General features: G+C 58.5%; 21 protein-coding genes, 2 other RNA genes and 1 pseudogene. 7 read left to right on the top strand and 17 right to left on the bottom strand.

Going from position 1 to position 17,107, the window contains the following annotated elements:
- Positions 1-369: 369 nt before the first annotated feature.
- From B5477_RS09210 to B5477_RS09175, 9 genes are all read right to left on the bottom strand, one after another.
- A complete protein-coding gene (locus B5477_RS09210; RefSeq protein WP_079699416.1) occupies positions 370-915 on the bottom strand; it encodes a DUF2815 family protein in 546 nt (181 codons plus the stop codon).
- A 13-nt stretch (positions 916-928) separates the two neighbouring features.
- Positions 929-2,107, bottom strand: coding sequence for a DUF2800 domain-containing protein (locus B5477_RS09205; protein WP_079699415.1), 1,179 nt, complete (start codon positions 2,105-2,107; stop codon positions 929-931).
- On the bottom strand, positions 2,097-2,510 hold the full coding sequence (locus B5477_RS09200) for a hypothetical protein (RefSeq protein ID WP_079699414.1): 414 nt from the start codon (positions 2,508-2,510) through the stop codon (positions 2,097-2,099). The genes B5477_RS09205 and B5477_RS09200 overlap by 11 nt, the downstream gene beginning before the upstream one ends.
- Positions 2,511-2,578: 68 nt before the next feature.
- Complete coding sequence (locus B5477_RS09195; RefSeq protein WP_242942218.1) at positions 2,579-3,172, bottom strand: transglycosylase SLT domain-containing protein; 594 nt, start codon at positions 3,170-3,172, stop codon at positions 2,579-2,581.
- On the bottom strand, positions 3,093-3,326 hold the full coding sequence (locus B5477_RS15335) for a hypothetical protein (protein WP_242942231.1): 234 nt from the start codon (positions 3,324-3,326) through the stop codon (positions 3,093-3,095). The genes B5477_RS09195 and B5477_RS15335 overlap by 80 nt, the downstream gene beginning before the upstream one ends.
- A gap of 32 nt (positions 3,327-3,358) precedes the next feature.
- Positions 3,359-3,565, bottom strand: a complete 207-nt coding sequence (locus B5477_RS09190; RefSeq protein ID WP_066539090.1) for a hypothetical protein — start codon at positions 3,563-3,565, stop codon at positions 3,359-3,361.
- Positions 3,562-4,404, bottom strand: a complete 843-nt coding sequence (locus B5477_RS09185) for an HNH endonuclease signature motif containing protein (protein WP_079699412.1) — start codon at positions 4,402-4,404, stop codon at positions 3,562-3,564. Before B5477_RS09185 ends, B5477_RS09190 begins: the two co-directional genes overlap by 4 nt.
- Positions 4,405-4,659 carry a hypothetical protein gene (locus tag B5477_RS09180; RefSeq protein WP_079699411.1) on the bottom strand — a complete coding sequence of 85 codons (255 nt, stop codon included), beginning with the start codon at positions 4,657-4,659 and terminating at the stop codon, positions 4,405-4,407.
- Positions 4,660-4,673: 14 nt separating this feature from the next.
- The gene (locus tag B5477_RS09175) at positions 4,674-5,246 is read right to left on the bottom strand and encodes a hypothetical protein (RefSeq protein WP_079699410.1); all 573 of its coding nucleotides are present in this window, start codon (positions 5,244-5,246) and stop codon (positions 4,674-4,676) included.
- A 154-nt stretch (positions 5,247-5,400) separates the two neighbouring features.
- Here B5477_RS09175 and B5477_RS09170 point away from each other — a divergent pair, with 154 nt between their 5' ends.
- The 3 genes and pseudogenes from B5477_RS09170 to B5477_RS15470 all read left to right on the top strand — a co-directional run.
- Entirely contained in the window at positions 5,401-5,826 is a 426-nt protein-coding gene (locus B5477_RS09170) for a helix-turn-helix domain-containing protein (RefSeq protein ID WP_079699409.1), read from the top strand.
- A 5-nt stretch (positions 5,827-5,831) separates the two neighbouring features.
- Positions 5,832-6,266 (top strand): hypothetical protein, encoded by a 435-nt coding sequence (locus tag B5477_RS09165; RefSeq protein WP_066539099.1) that lies wholly within the window; start codon positions 5,832-5,834, stop codon positions 6,264-6,266.
- Positions 6,266-7,240 (top strand): annotated as a pseudogene (locus B5477_RS15470) (recombinase family protein); the annotation flags it as partial. The gene B5477_RS09165 and the pseudogene B5477_RS15470, both read left to right, overlap by 1 nt.
- A gap of 129 nt (positions 7,241-7,369) precedes the next feature.
- Here the strand turns inward: B5477_RS15470 and B5477_RS09150 are convergent.
- The 8 genes from B5477_RS09150 to B5477_RS09115 all read right to left on the bottom strand — a co-directional run bounded on the left by B5477_RS09150 (position 7,370) and on the right by B5477_RS09115 (position 12,134).
- Positions 7,370-7,663 carry a hypothetical protein gene (locus B5477_RS09150; protein WP_143533576.1) on the bottom strand — a complete coding sequence of 98 codons (294 nt, stop codon included), beginning with the start codon at positions 7,661-7,663 and terminating at the stop codon, positions 7,370-7,372.
- 39 nt (positions 7,664-7,702) lie between these two features.
- Positions 7,703-8,094: a transfer-messenger RNA gene (gene ssrA, locus B5477_RS09145) on the bottom strand.
- Between the two features lie 61 nt (positions 8,095-8,155).
- On the bottom strand, positions 8,156-8,620 hold the full coding sequence (gene smpB / locus B5477_RS09140; protein ID WP_079699407.1) for an SsrA-binding protein SmpB: 465 nt from the start codon (positions 8,618-8,620) through the stop codon (positions 8,156-8,158).
- Positions 8,621-8,701: 81 nt separating this feature from the next.
- Positions 8,702-9,301: a recombination mediator RecR gene (gene recR, locus B5477_RS09135; RefSeq protein WP_079699406.1), complete on the bottom strand. Its 600-nt coding sequence runs from the start codon at positions 9,299-9,301 to the stop codon at positions 8,702-8,704.
- A gap of 4 nt (positions 9,302-9,305) precedes the next feature.
- Complete coding sequence (locus tag B5477_RS09130) at positions 9,306-9,650, bottom strand: YbaB/EbfC family nucleoid-associated protein (protein WP_079699405.1); 345 nt, start codon at positions 9,648-9,650, stop codon at positions 9,306-9,308.
- 92 nt (positions 9,651-9,742) lie between these two features.
- Entirely contained in the window at positions 9,743-11,344 is a 1,602-nt protein-coding gene (gene dnaX, locus B5477_RS09125) for a DNA polymerase III subunit gamma/tau (RefSeq protein ID WP_079699404.1), read from the bottom strand.
- A 63-nt stretch (positions 11,345-11,407) separates the two neighbouring features.
- Positions 11,408-11,507: signal recognition particle sRNA small type (ffs, locus tag B5477_RS09120), an RNA gene on the bottom strand.
- A 93-nt stretch (positions 11,508-11,600) separates the two neighbouring features.
- Complete coding sequence (locus tag B5477_RS09115; protein ID WP_079699403.1) at positions 11,601-12,134, bottom strand: spore maturation protein; 534 nt, start codon at positions 12,132-12,134, stop codon at positions 11,601-11,603.
- Between the two features lie 513 nt (positions 12,135-12,647).
- On the opposite strand from B5477_RS09115, the gene B5477_RS09110 reads away from it, so the two are divergent.
- The 4 genes from B5477_RS09110 (at position 12,648) to B5477_RS09095 (ending at position 17,048) form a co-directional block, all read left to right on the top strand.
- Complete coding sequence (locus B5477_RS09110) at positions 12,648-13,733, top strand: ABC transporter substrate-binding protein (RefSeq protein ID WP_079699402.1); 1,086 nt, start codon at positions 12,648-12,650, stop codon at positions 13,731-13,733.
- 35 nt (positions 13,734-13,768) lie between these two features.
- A complete protein-coding gene (locus B5477_RS09105) occupies positions 13,769-14,683 on the top strand; it encodes an ABC transporter permease (RefSeq protein ID WP_242942164.1) in 915 nt (304 codons plus the stop codon).
- A complete protein-coding gene (locus B5477_RS09100; RefSeq protein WP_079699401.1) occupies positions 14,676-15,470 on the top strand; it encodes an ABC transporter ATP-binding protein in 795 nt (264 codons plus the stop codon). The genes B5477_RS09105 and B5477_RS09100 overlap by 8 nt, the downstream gene beginning before the upstream one ends.
- A gap of 183 nt (positions 15,471-15,653) precedes the next feature.
- A complete protein-coding gene (locus tag B5477_RS09095) occupies positions 15,654-17,048 on the top strand; it encodes an MATE family efflux transporter (protein ID WP_079699400.1) in 1,395 nt (464 codons plus the stop codon).
- Positions 17,049-17,107 lie beyond the last annotated feature (59 nt).

Here is a 17,107-nt window from a genome sequence, read left to right as displayed (position 1 = left end):
TGCCAGGTTGCCTGGCAGGCCCAGGGTGAGGGCCTTGATCATCGTGCAGCGCCATTCTTCCGGAGGCATTGCCGCGCCGGTCCACTTGGCCAGGCACGTCCGCTCGAAGTTCGCATTGAAGGCGGTCTTGATGATGCCCGGGTCGGTGAGAGCTTCGCGGAACTCGTAGAGCTCCGGGTCGAAGTCCCGGTCGACCGCGAGCGTGTCGATCACATGGACCTCCGCCTCGTCGTCGAATTTGTAGCCGATCAGCAGGATGTCGAAGTCGGGCGCCTCCGTGTAGGCGTAGACGCCCGACCCGGCCAGATCCACGGAGCTGTAGGTTTCAATGTCCACACCCATGACTCTGTGCATCTGTTTTCTCCTCTCTTAGAAATCGTCCTCGTCGTCCTCGTAGCCGTCGCCGAAGTCGGTCTCGGCAGAAGCACGGGCAGCGCCCAGCCGCTCGTCGTCCTTGAGCTTCTGGATGTTGTTCAGACCGACGCCGACGCCCTTGTTGCCGTTGGTGTTGAACGGGTAGAAGTTGATCGAGGCCCGGCCCCAGCTGCCGCTGTAGACTTCGTCCGGGTCGAGGATCTCGTTCAGATCCTTGTCCACGATGCCGGGCTTCTGGGTGCTGTTGGCGTTCAGGAAGAACATGCCCTCGTACTCCGGGGCCTCGTCGGCCCGCTCGTCGTCGCCGTCGCGCAGCGGGAGCTTCAGGTTGCCGGGCTTCTTGCCGCCCCACTTGGAAGCGATGCCCTCCTGGATGGCCTCGTCGATCGCGGCGCGGATCTTCTTGACGGTGGCCTTGTCATCCTTGGGGATCAGAAGGCAGACGCTGTACTTCGCGTCCTGGCCGCTCTGGAAGGCGCGGCTCTTGAAGATGTTGACGTAGGAAAAACGGACCTTACCGGTAATGACTTTAGTGCTCATGATGTTATCCTCCTTAAAATTGCGGGACGTTCTCGGCGTCCTCGGTGTTGTCAAAGTCAGCCTTTGCTGCTTCGGTCGTGTTGATTGCTTCGCGCTTGTCGCTCTCCGGGACCAGGACGGGCTTGCCTGCCGGTTTGATGATCAGGTCGCCCAGGGTCGTCGTGAGCTTTTTCTTGCCGACGAGCTTCTCCATCGCGGTGATGCCGTAGAGCTTGCGCTCGTAGAGCATGGCCTCGTCATAACCGGCAGCCACCAGGGTCTCGGCCACCTTGACGTCGTCGGCATACTTCCGGTTGCTCCGGCCCTCGACGAGCTTCCAGCCGTCGAACTGTTTGCCCGCCAGAGCATCCTCCAGGGCGTAGGCCTGGATGTCGCTGGTCCATTTCTGGATCTCCTCGGCGCGCCTCAGGACCTCGCCGATCTCCTCGTCCGTGAGGAGCGGGGGAGCCTTGAACTCGTCCTTTGCCAGCTCCAGATTGTACTCGGCCCGCTTCCGGCAGACCGCCTTCGCCGGGCACCAGCGGCACCAGTCGCCGCAGGCGGTGTAGTCCGTGCCATCCATCGCCATCCGGGCTTTCGGTGCAACTTCTTCCTCGGCCCAGAGCAGCAGCTCCTTCAGAGGGATCTCCTCGCCGCTCACATGGTCCAGCTGGGGCTGGATGATGGTCGTCCGGACAGTCTCAAAGTCATAGAGATCCCCGAAGAGGGCAGAAGCGCCCAGGCCGTAGAGCCTCAGCTGGGGGTTGTTCTTGGCTTCCACTTTGACCCCCTTGCCGTACTTCAGGTCGATGACCTCGATCGTGCTGCCGCCGATGATGACGGCGTCAGAGGTCCCGAAGCCTTCCGGCACCCAGTTGTCCAGACTGAACTGCTGCTCGATCATGAGCTCCGCGTCCTCGCCTGCCGCTGCCAGATGCTCCTGGACGGTTTCAGCGTAGAAGTCGGTGGCCTCGTCCATCTCGCCGCAGTAGTATTCACTGGCCTGGATCTGGGCCAGCTCCTTGTCGTAGTTGCCCGCGTCGCCGAGGAACTTCCGGAGCTTCAGCTCGGCGAGTGCGTGGGCCAGGGTTCCTTCGTCCGCGTAGGCGCTCGACCCGGGGGCCGGGAGCTGGTCGGCCAGTGCAACGGATCCGGGGCAGTTGATCCACCGGAAAGCGCTTGATGCGGACAGTTTTGCATGTTTACTCGGCATTGAGGGCCTCCTTTGCTTTGCTCATGAGAGCGGGGAGATCAGCCAGAGCGACCTCGGTCAGCTTGTCCACGCCGAAGCCTTTGATCAGCTCGCTGGCGATGTTCTTCCCGACCTTTTTGTTCAGCTGCGCCAGGGTCTTCCGGACCTCCACGCGGAAGTCTTCGGTCACTTCGGGAGCCGTGGGCGTTCCGGGTGCGGGAGTGTCTTCCATCAGATCGTCCTCAGCGGGCGCCTGGGCGGCCTCCTGAGCCTTTGCGGCCTTCTTCGTGTCCTTCTTTGCCCCGGCGCCCTTCGGTGCTTCCTGGGCCCCCTGGGCGGCCTCCTGGGCCGGTTTACTCGGGGACTGGATCCCCATGTAGGTCTGGAACTCTTCCAGAGTGTCAAAAGTAACTGTGATTTTCATTGAAAAATGTCCTCCTTTTTGCTATAATTGATGTGTGTCTTCCTGGGCTCCGGAAATTTCTCCGGGGCCTATTTTATTGAGTCCAAAGGCCTCACCTCCTCCGCGTTGTCATGTTCCTGCCGGAGCTGCTCGGCCATCTCGATGACGCTGCTGGCGTACCAGCTCAGCTCGCCGCGCTCCAGATAGGCAGCCATGTGGTCGCCTCCGCCGTTGTAGTACATCAGAGCCGTGCCCAGATCGTCATAGCGCCAGATCAGCTCGTCCAGGAAGTCCGCCGCGACCATCATGCTCGGCCCGGCCTTCCAGAGGTCTGCCTCGGTCACTCCCAGGCGCTCCATCCGGTCTTCGTGCCAGTAGGTCGCGATCTGCATCAGGCCGATGCAGTCACCGTTGACCGCGTCCAGGCTGTAACGGCTCTCATGAAATGCAACGGCTTCCAGAAGCTCAGGGGATAGGTCATAAACCGCGCCAGCGGCTCGTGCAGCCTCTTCCACGTTGTCCGGGATGTTCGGGTCGTTGTAGGGCTCAGGAGGCGCTGTGGGCGTCTCTGGGGCTTCCTGGGTGGCCGTTATGGCCGGGGGCTCAGATGGCAATGAGACGATAGCCTGCCTGTGCTGCTGGACGCTGTTCGTGTGTGCCAGCCCCGCCAGGAGCCCGATCATGATACCGATCGCCAGGCTGAGCAGCTGCTCCCGCAGCGTGTACCTCCGCCGCCTTCTTTTCTTCTCCATCATTTTCCTCCATGTTCCTCCGGATCGCGTCATAGGCGGCCAGCGCCAGCATTGTCAGATCCGGATTGTTGTTTTTTCGTGACATGTGTGTCCTCCTTGTAGAAAAATTTTCTACTTTCAGCTTAAAAAAATTTGTTCCCGTTCCTCCGCTGTTTCAATTCCGAGGATCTCGCTGAGCCGTTTGATCTCGGCAGCTTTGAACTGGGTCTGGTTTTCTATCTTCATGGTCAGCGCTTTGGGCGAGATCCAGAGCTGACTGGCGATGTATGCGAGCTTCAGCCCGCTGGCTTCAATTTTTTCGCGGAGTAGCTTTGTATTGGTCATGACTTTCCTCCTTTTCTTCGTCTCTTTTTCTGTGACACGGCGATCTTGATGTCGGCGATCTGATTGGCGGTCAGAGCACTCTCCTGATCATAGCCGTGGATGTGGTGCCGATTTTTGACCGCGTGCTGGGCCTTCGTCTCCAGGATCAGATTGTCGATCCGCCAGTCAAGCGTGTCACCGTTTGCAAAAGTCACCATGCTGCCTTCAGGGACCGGGCCGTTGTGCTCCTCCCATTCAATGACGTGCTTCATTCGCCAGACGTTGGGCTCCGCGACTTTTTGCCAGTAATAGGGGTGGGAGCCTGGCCGGTTTCTGTGGCCGTGCCTCAGTCGGATGGTGCCGACCGGGGTGCCTCCATTGTGGGGCAGGTGTCCAGGCTTGAAGGTGGTCCTCCGGCTGGCAGCTTGTCCCTCCGGGCTCATGAACTCGTCCCAGGTCTTCCCCTTATTGGCCGGGATGGATCCCTTCTCAAAGCGTCCCGTGAGGCCGCTGTCCAACTTGTTCCGGCTGTAGTAGTTCTTCATCTGGTCCTTGGTGAAGCTGGTGCCAAAGCGGGCATTGAGCAGATCGGCCATTGACTGGTAGCCGGTCCCTTCGAGATGTTCCCGGATGAAGGCGTCCATCTTCGGCGTGGCGATCCGCTTGTCGGGATATTTGCGCCCCAGTCGAGGCGCTGCATGGACCTTGTGGCGGGAGAACATGCTCTTCATCTGGTCGTAGGTGAAAGAGGTCCCGAAGCGGCTGTTGACCCGCTCCTGCATCTCCCGGACGCTTCCCTCGTGCCCATGCTCTCGGACAAAGTCCGTTATTTCATCCGGATACTTCCACACCTTCTTCATTCAGTCCCCCCCCTTTGTGTGGGCCTCCAGCATGACGGGGATCTGCTGGTGGCCGTTGTTGTAGCCGTACTCGTCCATGTGGACCATGGTCTTGAAGGCGAGCTCGCCATTCTCGATGATCTGGGTGGCGATCTTTGTCATGCCCTCCGCCCGCCTCAGCTCTCTGTCAAGCTGTTCGTCTGTCAGGTCTTCATCGTTCAGCCGTTCCAGCTGCTCAAAGAGGTGGTTGTTCAGGTCTTGCAGTGTGTTCTTCATGTTATCCCTCCTCTCTATGCGCTGAGCTTACAGTGGCAGAAAGCTCCCCGATTGCCAGTGATCGGCATGTCCGACTCATTGAATTGCTGTTCTGTGTAGTAGTCGGAGCAGTTCAGGATCCCCGGGGTTCTATCAGGATAGTGCTTCCGGAATATTGCATGTGCGTCTCTCATGCTGGGCGCGACTATTTCCACCCAGCCGCCGCGGAAGGGAAAGCGTTCGTCAGAGCCGAAAGTGTAGATGACTTTTATGGCTTGTGCGTTGTCTTCTTCCGGAAGAGCAGTCGAGTCGCTCAGGCGGTTGTAACCGTTCTCATAGTGCCAGCGGATCCCAGCCGCCAGATCGTTCACATTCATGTCTTCGCCGAGGTGTCCGCAGTAGTAGCCGTTTATCATGACGGCGTTGGGGTCCTGCTCCAGGATCTTGTGGACTTCTGGAAGGTCATCATCCTCAAAGACGTCAGTGTCACAGCTCAGCCAGAACGCTGAGGCGTTCCAGCCTCGCCCGGTTTTCCATACCACGACCCAGGCGATCCCCTCGCGGATCTCGTCGGCGTAGCTGCTCGCGGTTTCTCTCAATGTTGCCATGTAGGTGTGTCCTCCTCTCGTTTACTGGGTAGAATATTTTTCTACCCGTGGATAGTGTACCTCCGGGCAGAAAGAAAGTCAACTATTTTTTCCGAAAAAGTAGAAATTTTTTGCCTCTCATGGTATAATGGTTTCTCCGAGGAGGTTGTGATCAATGGATAATTTAGGGCAGAAAATTAAGAAAAGACGGGAAGAGCTTGGCCTCAGTCAGGAAGACCTGGCGAAGATACTGGGCTATAAGCATAAAAGCTCAATCAATAAGATCGAGCTTGGCGCGGCAGATGTTCCACGGGCAAAAGTTCCGGCCTTTGCTAAAGCGTTAGGGATGACCGCCATCGAGTTCTCCGGCTGGACAGAAGACCGGAAGACGGTCAGCTTCTCTTATTGTCTGGAGCAGCAGATGAAGCTCCTGGGCTGGGTTGTGCTGTATGATGCAGACGGAAACGTGATCCTCACCCATGACGGAGTTGAGTATGAGGTCACTGAGGAAAATATAAAAGAGCTGGAGAGCCGGGTGGCTTTATATATGGACTTCTTGCTGAATGATCTGGCAAAGAACTCTCGGAAGATAGGAGGGTGACGGTGATGTTTGGACACAAAGAGAAAAAGAAAAACGCGGAGCTCCTCGCTCCCATCTGGCTGGACGATATGCGAAAAGCCCGGGACGTAGTAAACAATACTACGGATCCAGACTCGTTCTTTACTGATTACGCGAGTTTGAAAGACTTGGCCGGAAAGCTGACCGAGCTCTCGAAGTATGTCAAGTTTAAGGGTACGAAGCCCGCAGAGGTGCTGAGAATGGCCCAGGAGCAGGAGGAAGCCGCCACCCGTGATTTCATTCTGAGATACTTCCAGAAGACTCTGCTGAACGCTGAGAAAGTCAAAACTGTTAGAGGGAAGCGATCCCAGTTTGAGAAGTTTCAGACGGCGCTGGAGCCGTACTACTACCAGATGTCGGCGGCCAATGTTGCATTGGTGCAGCAGCTTCATGATGAAGCGCTTGCAAAGATAGGGGGCTGATGCTTATGCTGGGCGCTATTTATGCGAGATACTCTGCGGGGCCAAACCAGACGGACCAGTCCATCGAGGGCCAGGTCGCTGACTGCCAGGCTTATGCAGAGAGAAACGGGATCCAGATCGTTGAAATATATGCCGACCGGCACATCTCAGGGAAGAGCATCGTCGGCCGGAATGAGTTCCAGAGGATGCTGCACGACGCGGAGCAGCACCGCTTCGAGTGCGTGATCGTCTGGAAGATCGACCGCTTCGGGCGTGACCGGCAGGACATCGCCCTCAGTAAAATGAAGCTGAAAAAGGCGGGCGTCCGTTTGCTGTATGCTGAGGAGTCTGTCCCGGAGGGTCCGGAGGGGATCATCCTGGAGAGCGTTCTGGAAGGCCTGGCCGAGTATTACTCCGCAGACCTCCGGCAGAAGATCGTCAGAGGCATGAGGGAGACCGCGAAAAAGGGACAGTATTGTGGGGCGCCGCTGCCGATCGGCTACACGGTGGACGACGAGAAGCACATCATCGTCGACGAGGAGAAGGCTGCCGTTGTCCGGGAAGCCTTCCGGATGCACAACGCCGGGGCCCAGACGAAGGAGCTGGTCGAGCTCTTCCGAAAGCACGGCGTCACTGGCCAGCGCGGGAAGCCGATCACCCAGGCCGTGATCTATCGGATGTTACGGAACGAGAAGTACCTCGGCCGCTTCGAGATCCAGGGAGTTGAGATCCTGACGGATCCCATCATCGACATGGCCACCTTCGAGGAGGCAGCCAAACACTTCGGGACGCCGCGCAATAACGCGGCAGGGAGGGCAAAAGTGGACTATTTGCTGAGCTGTAAATGTTTTTGTTCATACTGTGGGGCGATGCTGAACGGGGAGTCCGGCACCAGTAGAACGGGGAAGGTGTACCACTATTACAAGTGCGGCGCGAAGAAGCGCGGCGAGAAGTGCGAGCTGAAGCCGATCCCCCGGGATCACTTCGAGGATCGGGTCATCGAGGCCACGGTCGAGGACATGCTGACCGAGGACATGATCGAGAAGCTCACGGTCCGGATCCTGGAGATCCAGGAGCAGGAGGACGCTCTGGATCCGGCCGCAGCATACCGGAAGCAGCTCGACTCAAACCGGAAGCGCCAGCGGAACATATTGGACGCCATCGAGGAGGGCACCGGGGCCCGGGGCCTTGCCGGTCGCCTGGCGGAGCTGGAAGCCGAAGAGGAGGAGCTGCTCGTGGAGATTGAGCGGGCAGAAATGAAAAAGCCCCGGCTCACCAGTGAGGCGGTCGGGGCTTGGCTTCGTTCGTTCAAAAATGGGGACACAAAAGACGCCGCCTTCCGGCAGCGTCTCGTTGACACGTTCATCGCCCGGATCGAGGTCAGAAACGGCCAGGCGATGATCTTCTACAACATACAAGAAAAAGGACCGCACTCAAAAGTTCGAGTACGGTCCGAATGGTGGAGGCGAGGGGAGTTGAACCCCTGTCCGAAAACCCATTCACATGAACCTCTCCGAGTGCAGTTTGTCGTTTAAGTTTCCCCAAGGCCGCCGACGGCAAACAAACTGCGGCCCCAGGTAGCTCCTAATACGCTAATCAGCCCGGAGCGCTGCTAAAAAGCGTTGACCACTAAAATGACACCCTATCTATGCCCGTGGTAAAACACAGCAGGATGGGCCGCAATACTGCGGCGCAGTAAACTCAAACTACGCAGCTACCGCCATGTTGTTGAAGTTTACTTTTCTAACGTTATTGTTAGCGTTTATTTTAGGTTGCGGATTTTATACAGGTTCCGCACCTGTACTCGCTGTCCATGCTTCAAAGCCCCCGTCGAAACCGGTACGCCCCCATGTTTCGATGGAACACTTAGTATACCACAGTTTGAGAGAAGAATCCAGTCCAAACGCGGCTTAGAAATTTTTCTGCTTCATCGCCCGGTCGATGTCCCGCTTGGCATCCCGCTCGGCCATGTCGTTGCGCTTGTCGTAAAGTTTCTTGCCTTTACAGAGTCCGAGTTCCAATTTAACCTTGGAATTTCGGAAATAGAGGGAGAGGGGGATCAGGGTATAGCCTTGCTGCTTCATCTTACCGAAGAGGGAAAGAATCTCCCGCCGGTGCATGAGCAGCCTGCGCACCCGCAGAGGATCACGGTTGAAGATATTACCCTTTTCATAGGGGCTGATGTGCATCTGCTTGATGAAAAGTTCGCCGTTTTCGATGTCGCACCAGGCGTCTTTAAGATTGACCTGGCCCTGCCGCAGAGACTTGACCTCGGTCCCGTACAGTTCGATTCCCGCTTCAAAGGCGTCCTCCACAAAATAGTCGTGGCGGGCCTTCTTGTTGACGGCGATCGTCTTGGTTCCCTTTTTATCCATGCGGCAGCACCTCCTGTCAACTAAGATGATGATCGGTTACAAGCAGCTTTATACGCAAAAGCCTGCGTGTAAAGTGCCGTGTTAGATTTCGCTGCGTCCCTCCAGCGCGCGGTAGAGGGTCACCTCGTCCGCATACTCCAGATTGCCGCCCACCGGGATCCCGTAGGCCAGGCGGGTAACTTTGAGGCCCATCGGCTTTAGGAGCCGGGCCAGATACATCGCCGTGGCCTCGCCCTCCACCGTCGGGTTGGTGGCCATGATGACCTCCTTGACCGTCCCGTCCGAGAGGCGGGCGAGCAGCTCCTTGATATACAGCTGATCAGGGCCGATCCCTTCCATCGGGGAGATCAGCCCATGCAACACATGGTAAAGGCCGTTATATTCCCGGGTGCGCTCAAAGGCGACCACGTCCCGCGGGTCCTCCACCACGCAGATTAAGCTGCGGTCCCGCTTGCCGTCGGCGCAGACGGGGCAGAGCTCCTGATCGGTCAGGTTCTGGCAGACGGCACATTTCTTGATCAGCCGATGCGCATCCAGGATCGTGTTGGCGAATTCCTCCGCTTTCTCCTTCGGAAGCCCCAGCATATGGAAAGCCAGGCGCTGGGCACTCTTGCGGCCGATCCCGGGCAGGCGCTCGAACTGCTCGACGAGCTTGGTCAGTGGCAATACGTTGTAGGCCATCCGTTTACATCCCCGGGATATTCAGCCCGTTGGTGATGGCGTCCATCTCCTTGGAGGTGACGTCCTCCACCGTGCGGATAGACTCGTTGACCGCCGCCAGGATCAGGTCCTCGAGCATCTCAATGTCCTCGGGATCGACGACCTCGGGCTTCAGCTTTAAGGACTGAAGCTCCTTCTTGCCGTTGATGACCACGGTGACGGCGCCACCGCCGGAGGTTGATGTGAATTCGCGCTCAGCCAGCTCGGCCTGTTTTTTCTCCATATCCTCCTGCATCTTCTGCGCCTTGCGGATCATGCCCTGCATATTGTTCGGCCCGCCGCCGAAGCCTTCCGGTAATCTTGCTTTCATTGTGATAAACATTCCTTTCTTGGGGATACACGGTCGTGATATGCGAGCCATTGGCTTCCCCAATTTTAAATTTCCTTATGATGAAACTGGAGCTACTCGCTTACTTTAAGGTCGATGTCCAGCTCATTTGCATTTTTCAGCAGCTCATCGAGCGGGTCTGCGCCCTCCTCGATCTTATAATGCCCTTCCTTGAAGGGACCGAGGCGGTGCTTCTTCCCGGTAATTTCAATGATGCATTCGTGGATGTTCTGCTTGGAGTATTCGTTTTCCCGAATGAGCTTTAAAAAAAGCTCGTTCTTCGAGTCGATCAGGATCAAGTCGTCCGCCAGGTAGGCGTTCGAGCCGATCAGCGCGCCGTAGAGCGCCCGGTTTTTTTCCTTGAGCTTTTCCAGCACCTCCGCCCACCGGGGGAAGGGGACGGCCCGCTTGCGCAGCTCCTCGGGCGGAAGGGCGGGCTTTTTCGGAGCCTCGTCCTGCGCTTCGGGGGCCGCCGGGGACGCGCTCGGAGCGCTGCCGCCCTGGAGCGCTGCTTCCAGCTTTGCCAAGCGGGCGGCGAGGGCGCCGTCCGCAGCGACAGGCGGTACAGAAGCCGCCGGCGCCAAAGCAGCCGGGGAGGGGGACTCGCAGATACGCACCAGCGCCATCTCGAGCTCCAGGCGCTTGTTCGGGGTGCGCCCCATCCGTGCGAGGGTGTCTTGCAAGCAGTCCAGGATAAAGAGCAGCCGGGGCACCGCGAAGGCGGCGGCGCTCTGATTAAAACGTTCCAGCTCCTGAGGCAGGCAGACCACTAAGGAAGAGAGCTTGTCGGTGCACCGGGCGATCATCAGATTGCGAAAATGCCCCACCAGCTGCTCGCACAGCCGCGCGATATCGGCGCTCCCTCCGGCGGCCCCGCTCAGTGCCAGCAGCGCGGCGGCGCAGTCTCCGCCGGCGATTGCGTCCGAGATGGCGAAGAGCATTTCGCTGCTCGAAAGCCCGGCGCAGTCGGCCACCGTTTTTAGGTCGATCGCAGCCGAGTGGGACCAGCACTGGTCGAGCAGCGAGATCGCGTCGCGCATCCCGCCGTCGGCCAGCCGCGCGATCATCAGCGCGGCGTCGCGCTCGATGGAAAAGCCCTCCTGCGAGGCGATATAGGATAGCCTGTCCGCAATATCCTCAGGGTCGATCCGTTTGAAATCGAACCGCTGGCAGCGGGAAATGATGGTTGCCGGGACCTTGTGCACCTCGGTGGTGGCGAGGATAAAGAGCACATGCTCGGGCGGCTCCTCCATGATCTTGAGCAGGGCGTTGAAGGCCTCGGTGCTCAGCATATGAACCTCGTCGATGATGTAGACCCGCTTTTTGCACTGTACCGGCTGGTAGAAGGCCTGCTCGCGCAGCTCGCGGATGTAGTCCACGCCGCTGTTGCTCGCCGCGTCGATCTCCATCACGTCGGTGACCGAGTCGTTGTCGATCCCGGCACAGATTTCACATTCGCAGCAGGGGTTGCCGCCCTTGGGTTGGAGGCAATTGACCGCCTTGGCGATGATCTTTGAGCAGGTTGTCTTGCCGCTGCCGCGCAGCCCGGTGAAGAGATAGGCGTGGGAGGGCTTCCCGTTTTCCAGCTCGTTTTTGAGGGTGGTGGTGATGGCCTTCTGCCCGTAAACGTCATCGAACGTGCGGGGACGGTATTTGCGGTAAAGCGCCTGATACAACCCACATTCCTCCTTCTGGGCTTATAACAAAATAGGCAGTCGATCCATATGCCCGGTCACGCAGAGATACAGGTTTGCCTGCGGCGCACGGAACAGACTGCTTAATGCTGCTCGGTTCCCCGCCTGACATGATTCACAGCGCCCCGCCGCACAGGGCCCGTATCTCTGCGTGACACGACATACGCATGCCCTGCCCATTTGATTCCATAGCCTTATTATTATATACGATTGGACTCCAAAACGCAAGTAATTTTCATCAGGAATAGAAAAACATCCGCACCATTAGGGCGCTGGCCACAAAGCCGACCAGGTCGGCGGTCAGCCCGGCAACGACCGTGTGGCGGGTGTCCTTGACCTTGGTGGCGCCGTAGTAGATGGCGATGGTGTAAAAGGTCGTTTCGGCCGAGCCCATCATGACGCTCGCCACTCGCCCGCCGAAGCTGTCCGGTCCGAGATCGCCCAGCAGCTTTTGGAAGATGGCCATTGCGCCGCTGCTCGAAATGGGGCGCAGAATGGCCAGCGGCACCACCTCCTTTGGCAGGTGCAGCAGGTCTGTCAGGGGGGCGGCCGCGTTTGAAAGCACGTCCAAAGCGCCCGAGGCCGAAAACATCCCGATGGCGGTGCACAGCGCGATCAGGGCCGGGAGGATTTTAAAGGTGACGCCGATCCCTTCCTTCGCCCCCTCCAGGAAGGTGTCGAAGACCGGGACGCCCTTATATAGCCCGTGTATCAAAATGAGCACGATCACCACCGGTACGCTCAGATCGGAAATCAGCGTAAGGATCGGCATACGGTTTCCCCCTTTCTGTGTCGGCCTGATACCAGTTTATGAGGGAAGGGGAGGCGATATGTTTTCACCAAAATAAAGCGTGCGGCATAGATTGCAAAAAAAGGGTATTGACAAATTGAGACGATTGTGATTTAATCAAATAAACCGTTGACGGGGAGATTAAACCGTGAGCCGATCGAAATCGGCGTGGGCGCTCACAGAGAGCCGGGGGTAGCTGGGAACCCGGCAGCAGCACAGCGGACAAATGGACCCCTGAGGGCGCGGGGAAAGGCGAAAGCCGAGTATCCGGCGACGCGCGGCCGGCGTTATCGGGCCAGGAATGTGTTGGCATTCTGTTTGAGAGGATACGATTTTTTCGTGTCAATCAAGGTGGCACCGCAGGTTATTACACCTGTCCTTGAAATATTCAAGGACAGGTGTTTTTCGTTTTCCGGAGAACGAAGACAGCCGCGCCCCTTTACTCAAAACAACAACCAACAAAACCATAACCGTATTTTGAAGGAGTTGTTGATCATGAAAAAAACCATGAAAACCTTACTGTCCGCGATCCTTGCCTCCACCCTGATTTTTGCCGGCTGCTCGAGCGGCGCCGGTACCACCCAAAGCGAAGCGCCCTCTGAACCCGCATCCTCCGTCCAGGAGAGCGCGCCCGAGAGCGCGACGTCCGAAGCCTCCGAGGCGCCCGAGGGTACGGCGGATGGCGAGACCTATGAAATCGGCGTGGTGCAGATCGTCGACCACCTCTCGCTCAACACCATCCGCGATGCCTTCGTCAAGGAGATGGAGACGCAGCTGGGCGACCGGGTGAACATCGAGTGCAAGGACGCCCAGAACGACCAGAGCAATTTAAACTCCATCGTCCAGAAGTTCGTGGGGGACGAGAAGGACCTGATCGTCGCCATCGCCACCCCGTCCGCCCAGGCGGCCGCGGCAGCCACCAGCGAGATCCCGGTGCTCTATTCGGCGGTCACCGACCCCGAGGCCGCCAAGCTGACCGGGATTCCCAATGTCACCGGTACCTCGGATGCGATCCCGGTGGAGAGCATCTTTACCCTCGCTTCTAAGCTCACCCCGGACGCCAAGAAATTCGGCCTGGTCTACAACACCAGCGAGGTCAACTCGGTCTCGGTCATCGAGCAGGCCAAGGAATACATGAGCGCCAACGGCTACGAGTTCGCCGAGGCGACCATCACCAACACCAGCGAGCTGCAGCAGGCGGCCTCCAGCCTGGTGGGCAAGGTGGACGCGATGTTCACCCCCATCGACAATACCGTCGCCTCCGCTTTGGCGGTGATCGCCGGGGTGTGCAATGAGAACAAGATTCCCTACTATGTGGGCGCGGACTCGATGGTCAGCGACGGCGGGCTTGCCACCGTCGGGATCGACTACTCGGTGCTCGGCACCCGCACCGCCCAGATGGCGGCTGAGGTCTTGGGCGGCAAGAGCCCGTCCGACATCCCCTTCGAAGTGATGAGCGACTTCTCGACCATCCTCAACACCAAGACCGCCGAGACCATCGGCGTGCAGGTCCCCGAGGACGTCCTCTCGAGCGCGACCCTCTTTGACGGGACCCAGGGCGAGCTCACCGCCGGGGAATAGGATTATTTAGACTAAACATTAAGGTGGCTATAACCATGATGAGCTTGTTTGCCTTCCAGGGGGCGGTCGAGCTGGGGCTGGGATACGGCCTGCTCGCAATCGGACTATATATTTCCTACCGGATCGTGAATGTGGCGGACCTGACGGTGGACGGCAGCTTCACTCTGGGCGCGGCGGTATCCGCCGTGTTGACGGCGGCCGGGCACCCGGTTTTCGGGGTTCTCGCCGCCATGGTGATCGGGTCGCTGGCGGGCTTTGCAACGGCCTTTTTACAGACCAAAATGAAAATCCAGCCGATCCTGGCGGGAATCCTTACCATGACCGCCCTGTACTCGGTCAACCTGCGGATCATGGGCAAGCCGAACGTACCGCTGCTGGGGGCGGATACCATCTTCACCATGATGGCCTCGGTGGTGGGGGATAAGTTTTCAAAACTCCTCACCTGCCTTTTGATCGTGCTGATCATCATGGCGGCGGTGGTCCTCTTCTTCCGCACCCAGCTGGGGCTTTCCATCCGGGCGACGGGGGACAACGAGGATATGGTTCGCTCCAGCTCGATCAATTCGGACATGACCAAGACCATCGGGCTTTGCATGGCCAACGCCATCGTCGCCCTCTCGGGCGCGGTGATCGCCCAGATGCAGATGTTCGCCGATTCGAGCATGGGGATCGGCATGGTGGTCATCGGCCTGGCGTCGATCATCATCGGCGAGGTCATCTTCGGACACAGCAGCGTGCTGCGCAGCGTTATCGCGGTGACGCTCGGCTCGGTGATCTACCGGATCATCATCGCCGAGGTGCTCGAGCTCGGAATGCCGCAGGGGGACTTAAAGCTGATCAGCTCGGTCATCGTGGCGCTGGCCATCTCATACCCGGTGCTGATCTCCCATCTGCGCATGCGCACCTTGCGTAAAGGCAATGATAGGAAGGGGGAGAAGAGCCGTGCTTGAGATTTCGGGTCTGCAAAAGGTATTCGGACGCGGCACCGTCAATGAGCGGGTGGCCATCAAAGACTTTTCCCTGAGCCTTCAGAAGGGGGATTTCGTCACCATCATCGGGGGCAACGGCGCGGGGAAGAGCACCCTCTTCAACCTGATCGCCGGGACCTATCTGCCGGACGGGGGGAAGATTCTCCTCGATGGGGAGGACATCACCTTCCAGCGGGATTATCTGCGCGCGCAGCACATCGGGCGGCTCTTCCAGGACCCCTTAAAGGGCACCGCGCCGTCGATGACGCTTGAGGAGAACCTCGCGCTCGCCTACGGGCGGGGGACCAAGCGGGGCTTCTCGATCGGGATCCCGAAGCGGGACGCAGAGATGTTCTGCGAAAAGCTGCGCGCCCTCGGCCTGGGGCTGGAGGACCGGATGAAGACCCGCATGGGCCTGCTCTCGGGCGGGCAGCGCCAGGCGGTCACCCTCTTGATGGCGACCATCGTGACCCCGAAGCTCCTGCTGCTCGACGAGCACACCGCCGCGCTGGACCCCTCCACCGCGCAGAAGGTGCTCGAGCTCACCCAGCGGATCGTCAGGGAGCACGGGATCACCACCATGATGATCACCCACAACATCGGCAGCTCCCTGGAGCTCGGCAACCGTACCATCATGATGGATGAGGGCTCTTTGATCCTCGATCTTAAGGGGGAGGAGCGCGCGAACATGACGGTCCCGAAGCTCCTGGAGGTCTTCCGCGAGAAGAGCCGCAAGGAGCTGGACAACGACCGCATGCTCCTGTCCTGACGCTGTGAAATTGTACGAAATGTATGGCGAATTTTAGGAATCAATTTACAGATCAGCTATGGAGAATTCCCGCGAAAAATGGTATAATGAAAAACAGAATTCGCTTATTGGATTGATCACAGGGCGGCCTTATGGGCCGCCCTGTGATTCTTACGCAGTGACAGAGGGGGAATTGATTCTAAAATGGAAAATAACATTTCGTCTTCGCAAAAGATGGGAACCATGCCGATCGGGCCGCTGCTGGCGAGTATGGCGATACCGGCCATGTTTTCCATGCTGATCCAGTCGATGTACAACGTTGTGGACAGCATCTTCGTCGCCCGGATCGGGGAAAACGCCCTGACGGCGGTCTCACTGGTCTTTCCCATGCAGATGCTGGTGCTGGCCTTCTCGCTGGGCGCGTCGGTCGGCGCCAACTCCCTGATCGCCCGCCGCCTGGGCGAGGGGAAGCGGGAGGAGGCCTCGGCCGCGGCGACCAACGGCTTCTTTCTGGCGGGAATGAACTACCTGATCTTCCTGGTTGCCGGCATTTTTATCTCCAGGCCCTTTCTCGTGCTGTTTTCGCAGGATGCCGGGATTGTCGAGATGGGCACCCAGTACCTGACGATCGTCATGGTGGCCTCCTTCGGCATGCACATCGAGATGATGGGCAGCAAGATTTTGCAGGCGACCGGGAATATGATCGTCCCGATGGTTTCGCAGATCATCGGCGCCGTGACCAACATCGTGCTCGACCCGATCATGATCTTCGGCCTGCTCGGCTGCCCGGCGATGGGCGTGGCGGGCGCCGCGATCGCCACTGTAATCGGCCAGATTTTCGCCATGATCTTCGTGCTGGTGATGTACCTCTTTAAGGAGCACGACGTGCATGTCAGCTTTAAGCATTTCAGGCCCGACGGGCAGATTGTCCGGGACATCTTCAAGGTCGGCGTGCCCACCATGATCATGAACGCGATCGGCTCGGTGACCACCACCGGGATGAACGCCATTCTGATGGTCTACTCCTCCACCGCGGTCGCGGTCATCGGCATTTACTTCAAGCTCCAGTCCTTCGTGTTCATGCCGGTCTTCGGCCTGACCCAGGGCGCCATGCCGATCATGGGCTACAACTTCGGCGCGAACAACAAGAAGCGCTTCATGCGCACCATGAACCTGTCGCTCATCGTGGCCTCCATCATCATGGTGATCGGCACGGCGATCTTCTGCCTGATCCCGGACAAGCTGTTGCTGCTCTTCGACGCGAGCGAGCAGATGCTCTCCATCGGAACGGTGGCGCTGCGCACCATCGGCTTCTGCTTCATCGGCGCGGCGGGCGGTATCATCATCTCCACCATGTTCCAGGCAATGGGCTACGGCTTCAACTCCCTGCTGATGTCCCTGCTGCGCCAGCTGGTGCTCATCCTGCCGATCGGCTGGCTGTTCGGCAAGCTCTGGGGCTTAGACGGCGTCTGGTTCGCTTATCCGACGGCGGAATACATCTGCCTTCTGGTTTTCCTGCCCATCGCGGTTTCGGTGGTGCGCAAGGAGTTCCACAAAAAAGAGGAACAGGCTGTTTCCGGCCCGCAGCCGGAAGCCTGATCCCAGGCTATAAAGCGGTCCCGCGCGAGATTTCGCGCGGGACCGCTTTTTTGTATGAA

The organism is Provencibacterium massiliense, from assembly GCF_900169495.1.
Classification (GTDB): domain Bacteria; phylum Bacillota; class Clostridia; order Oscillospirales; family Ruminococcaceae; genus Harryflintia; species Harryflintia acetispora.
This window is presented reverse-complemented; position numbering and strand designations above follow the sequence as displayed.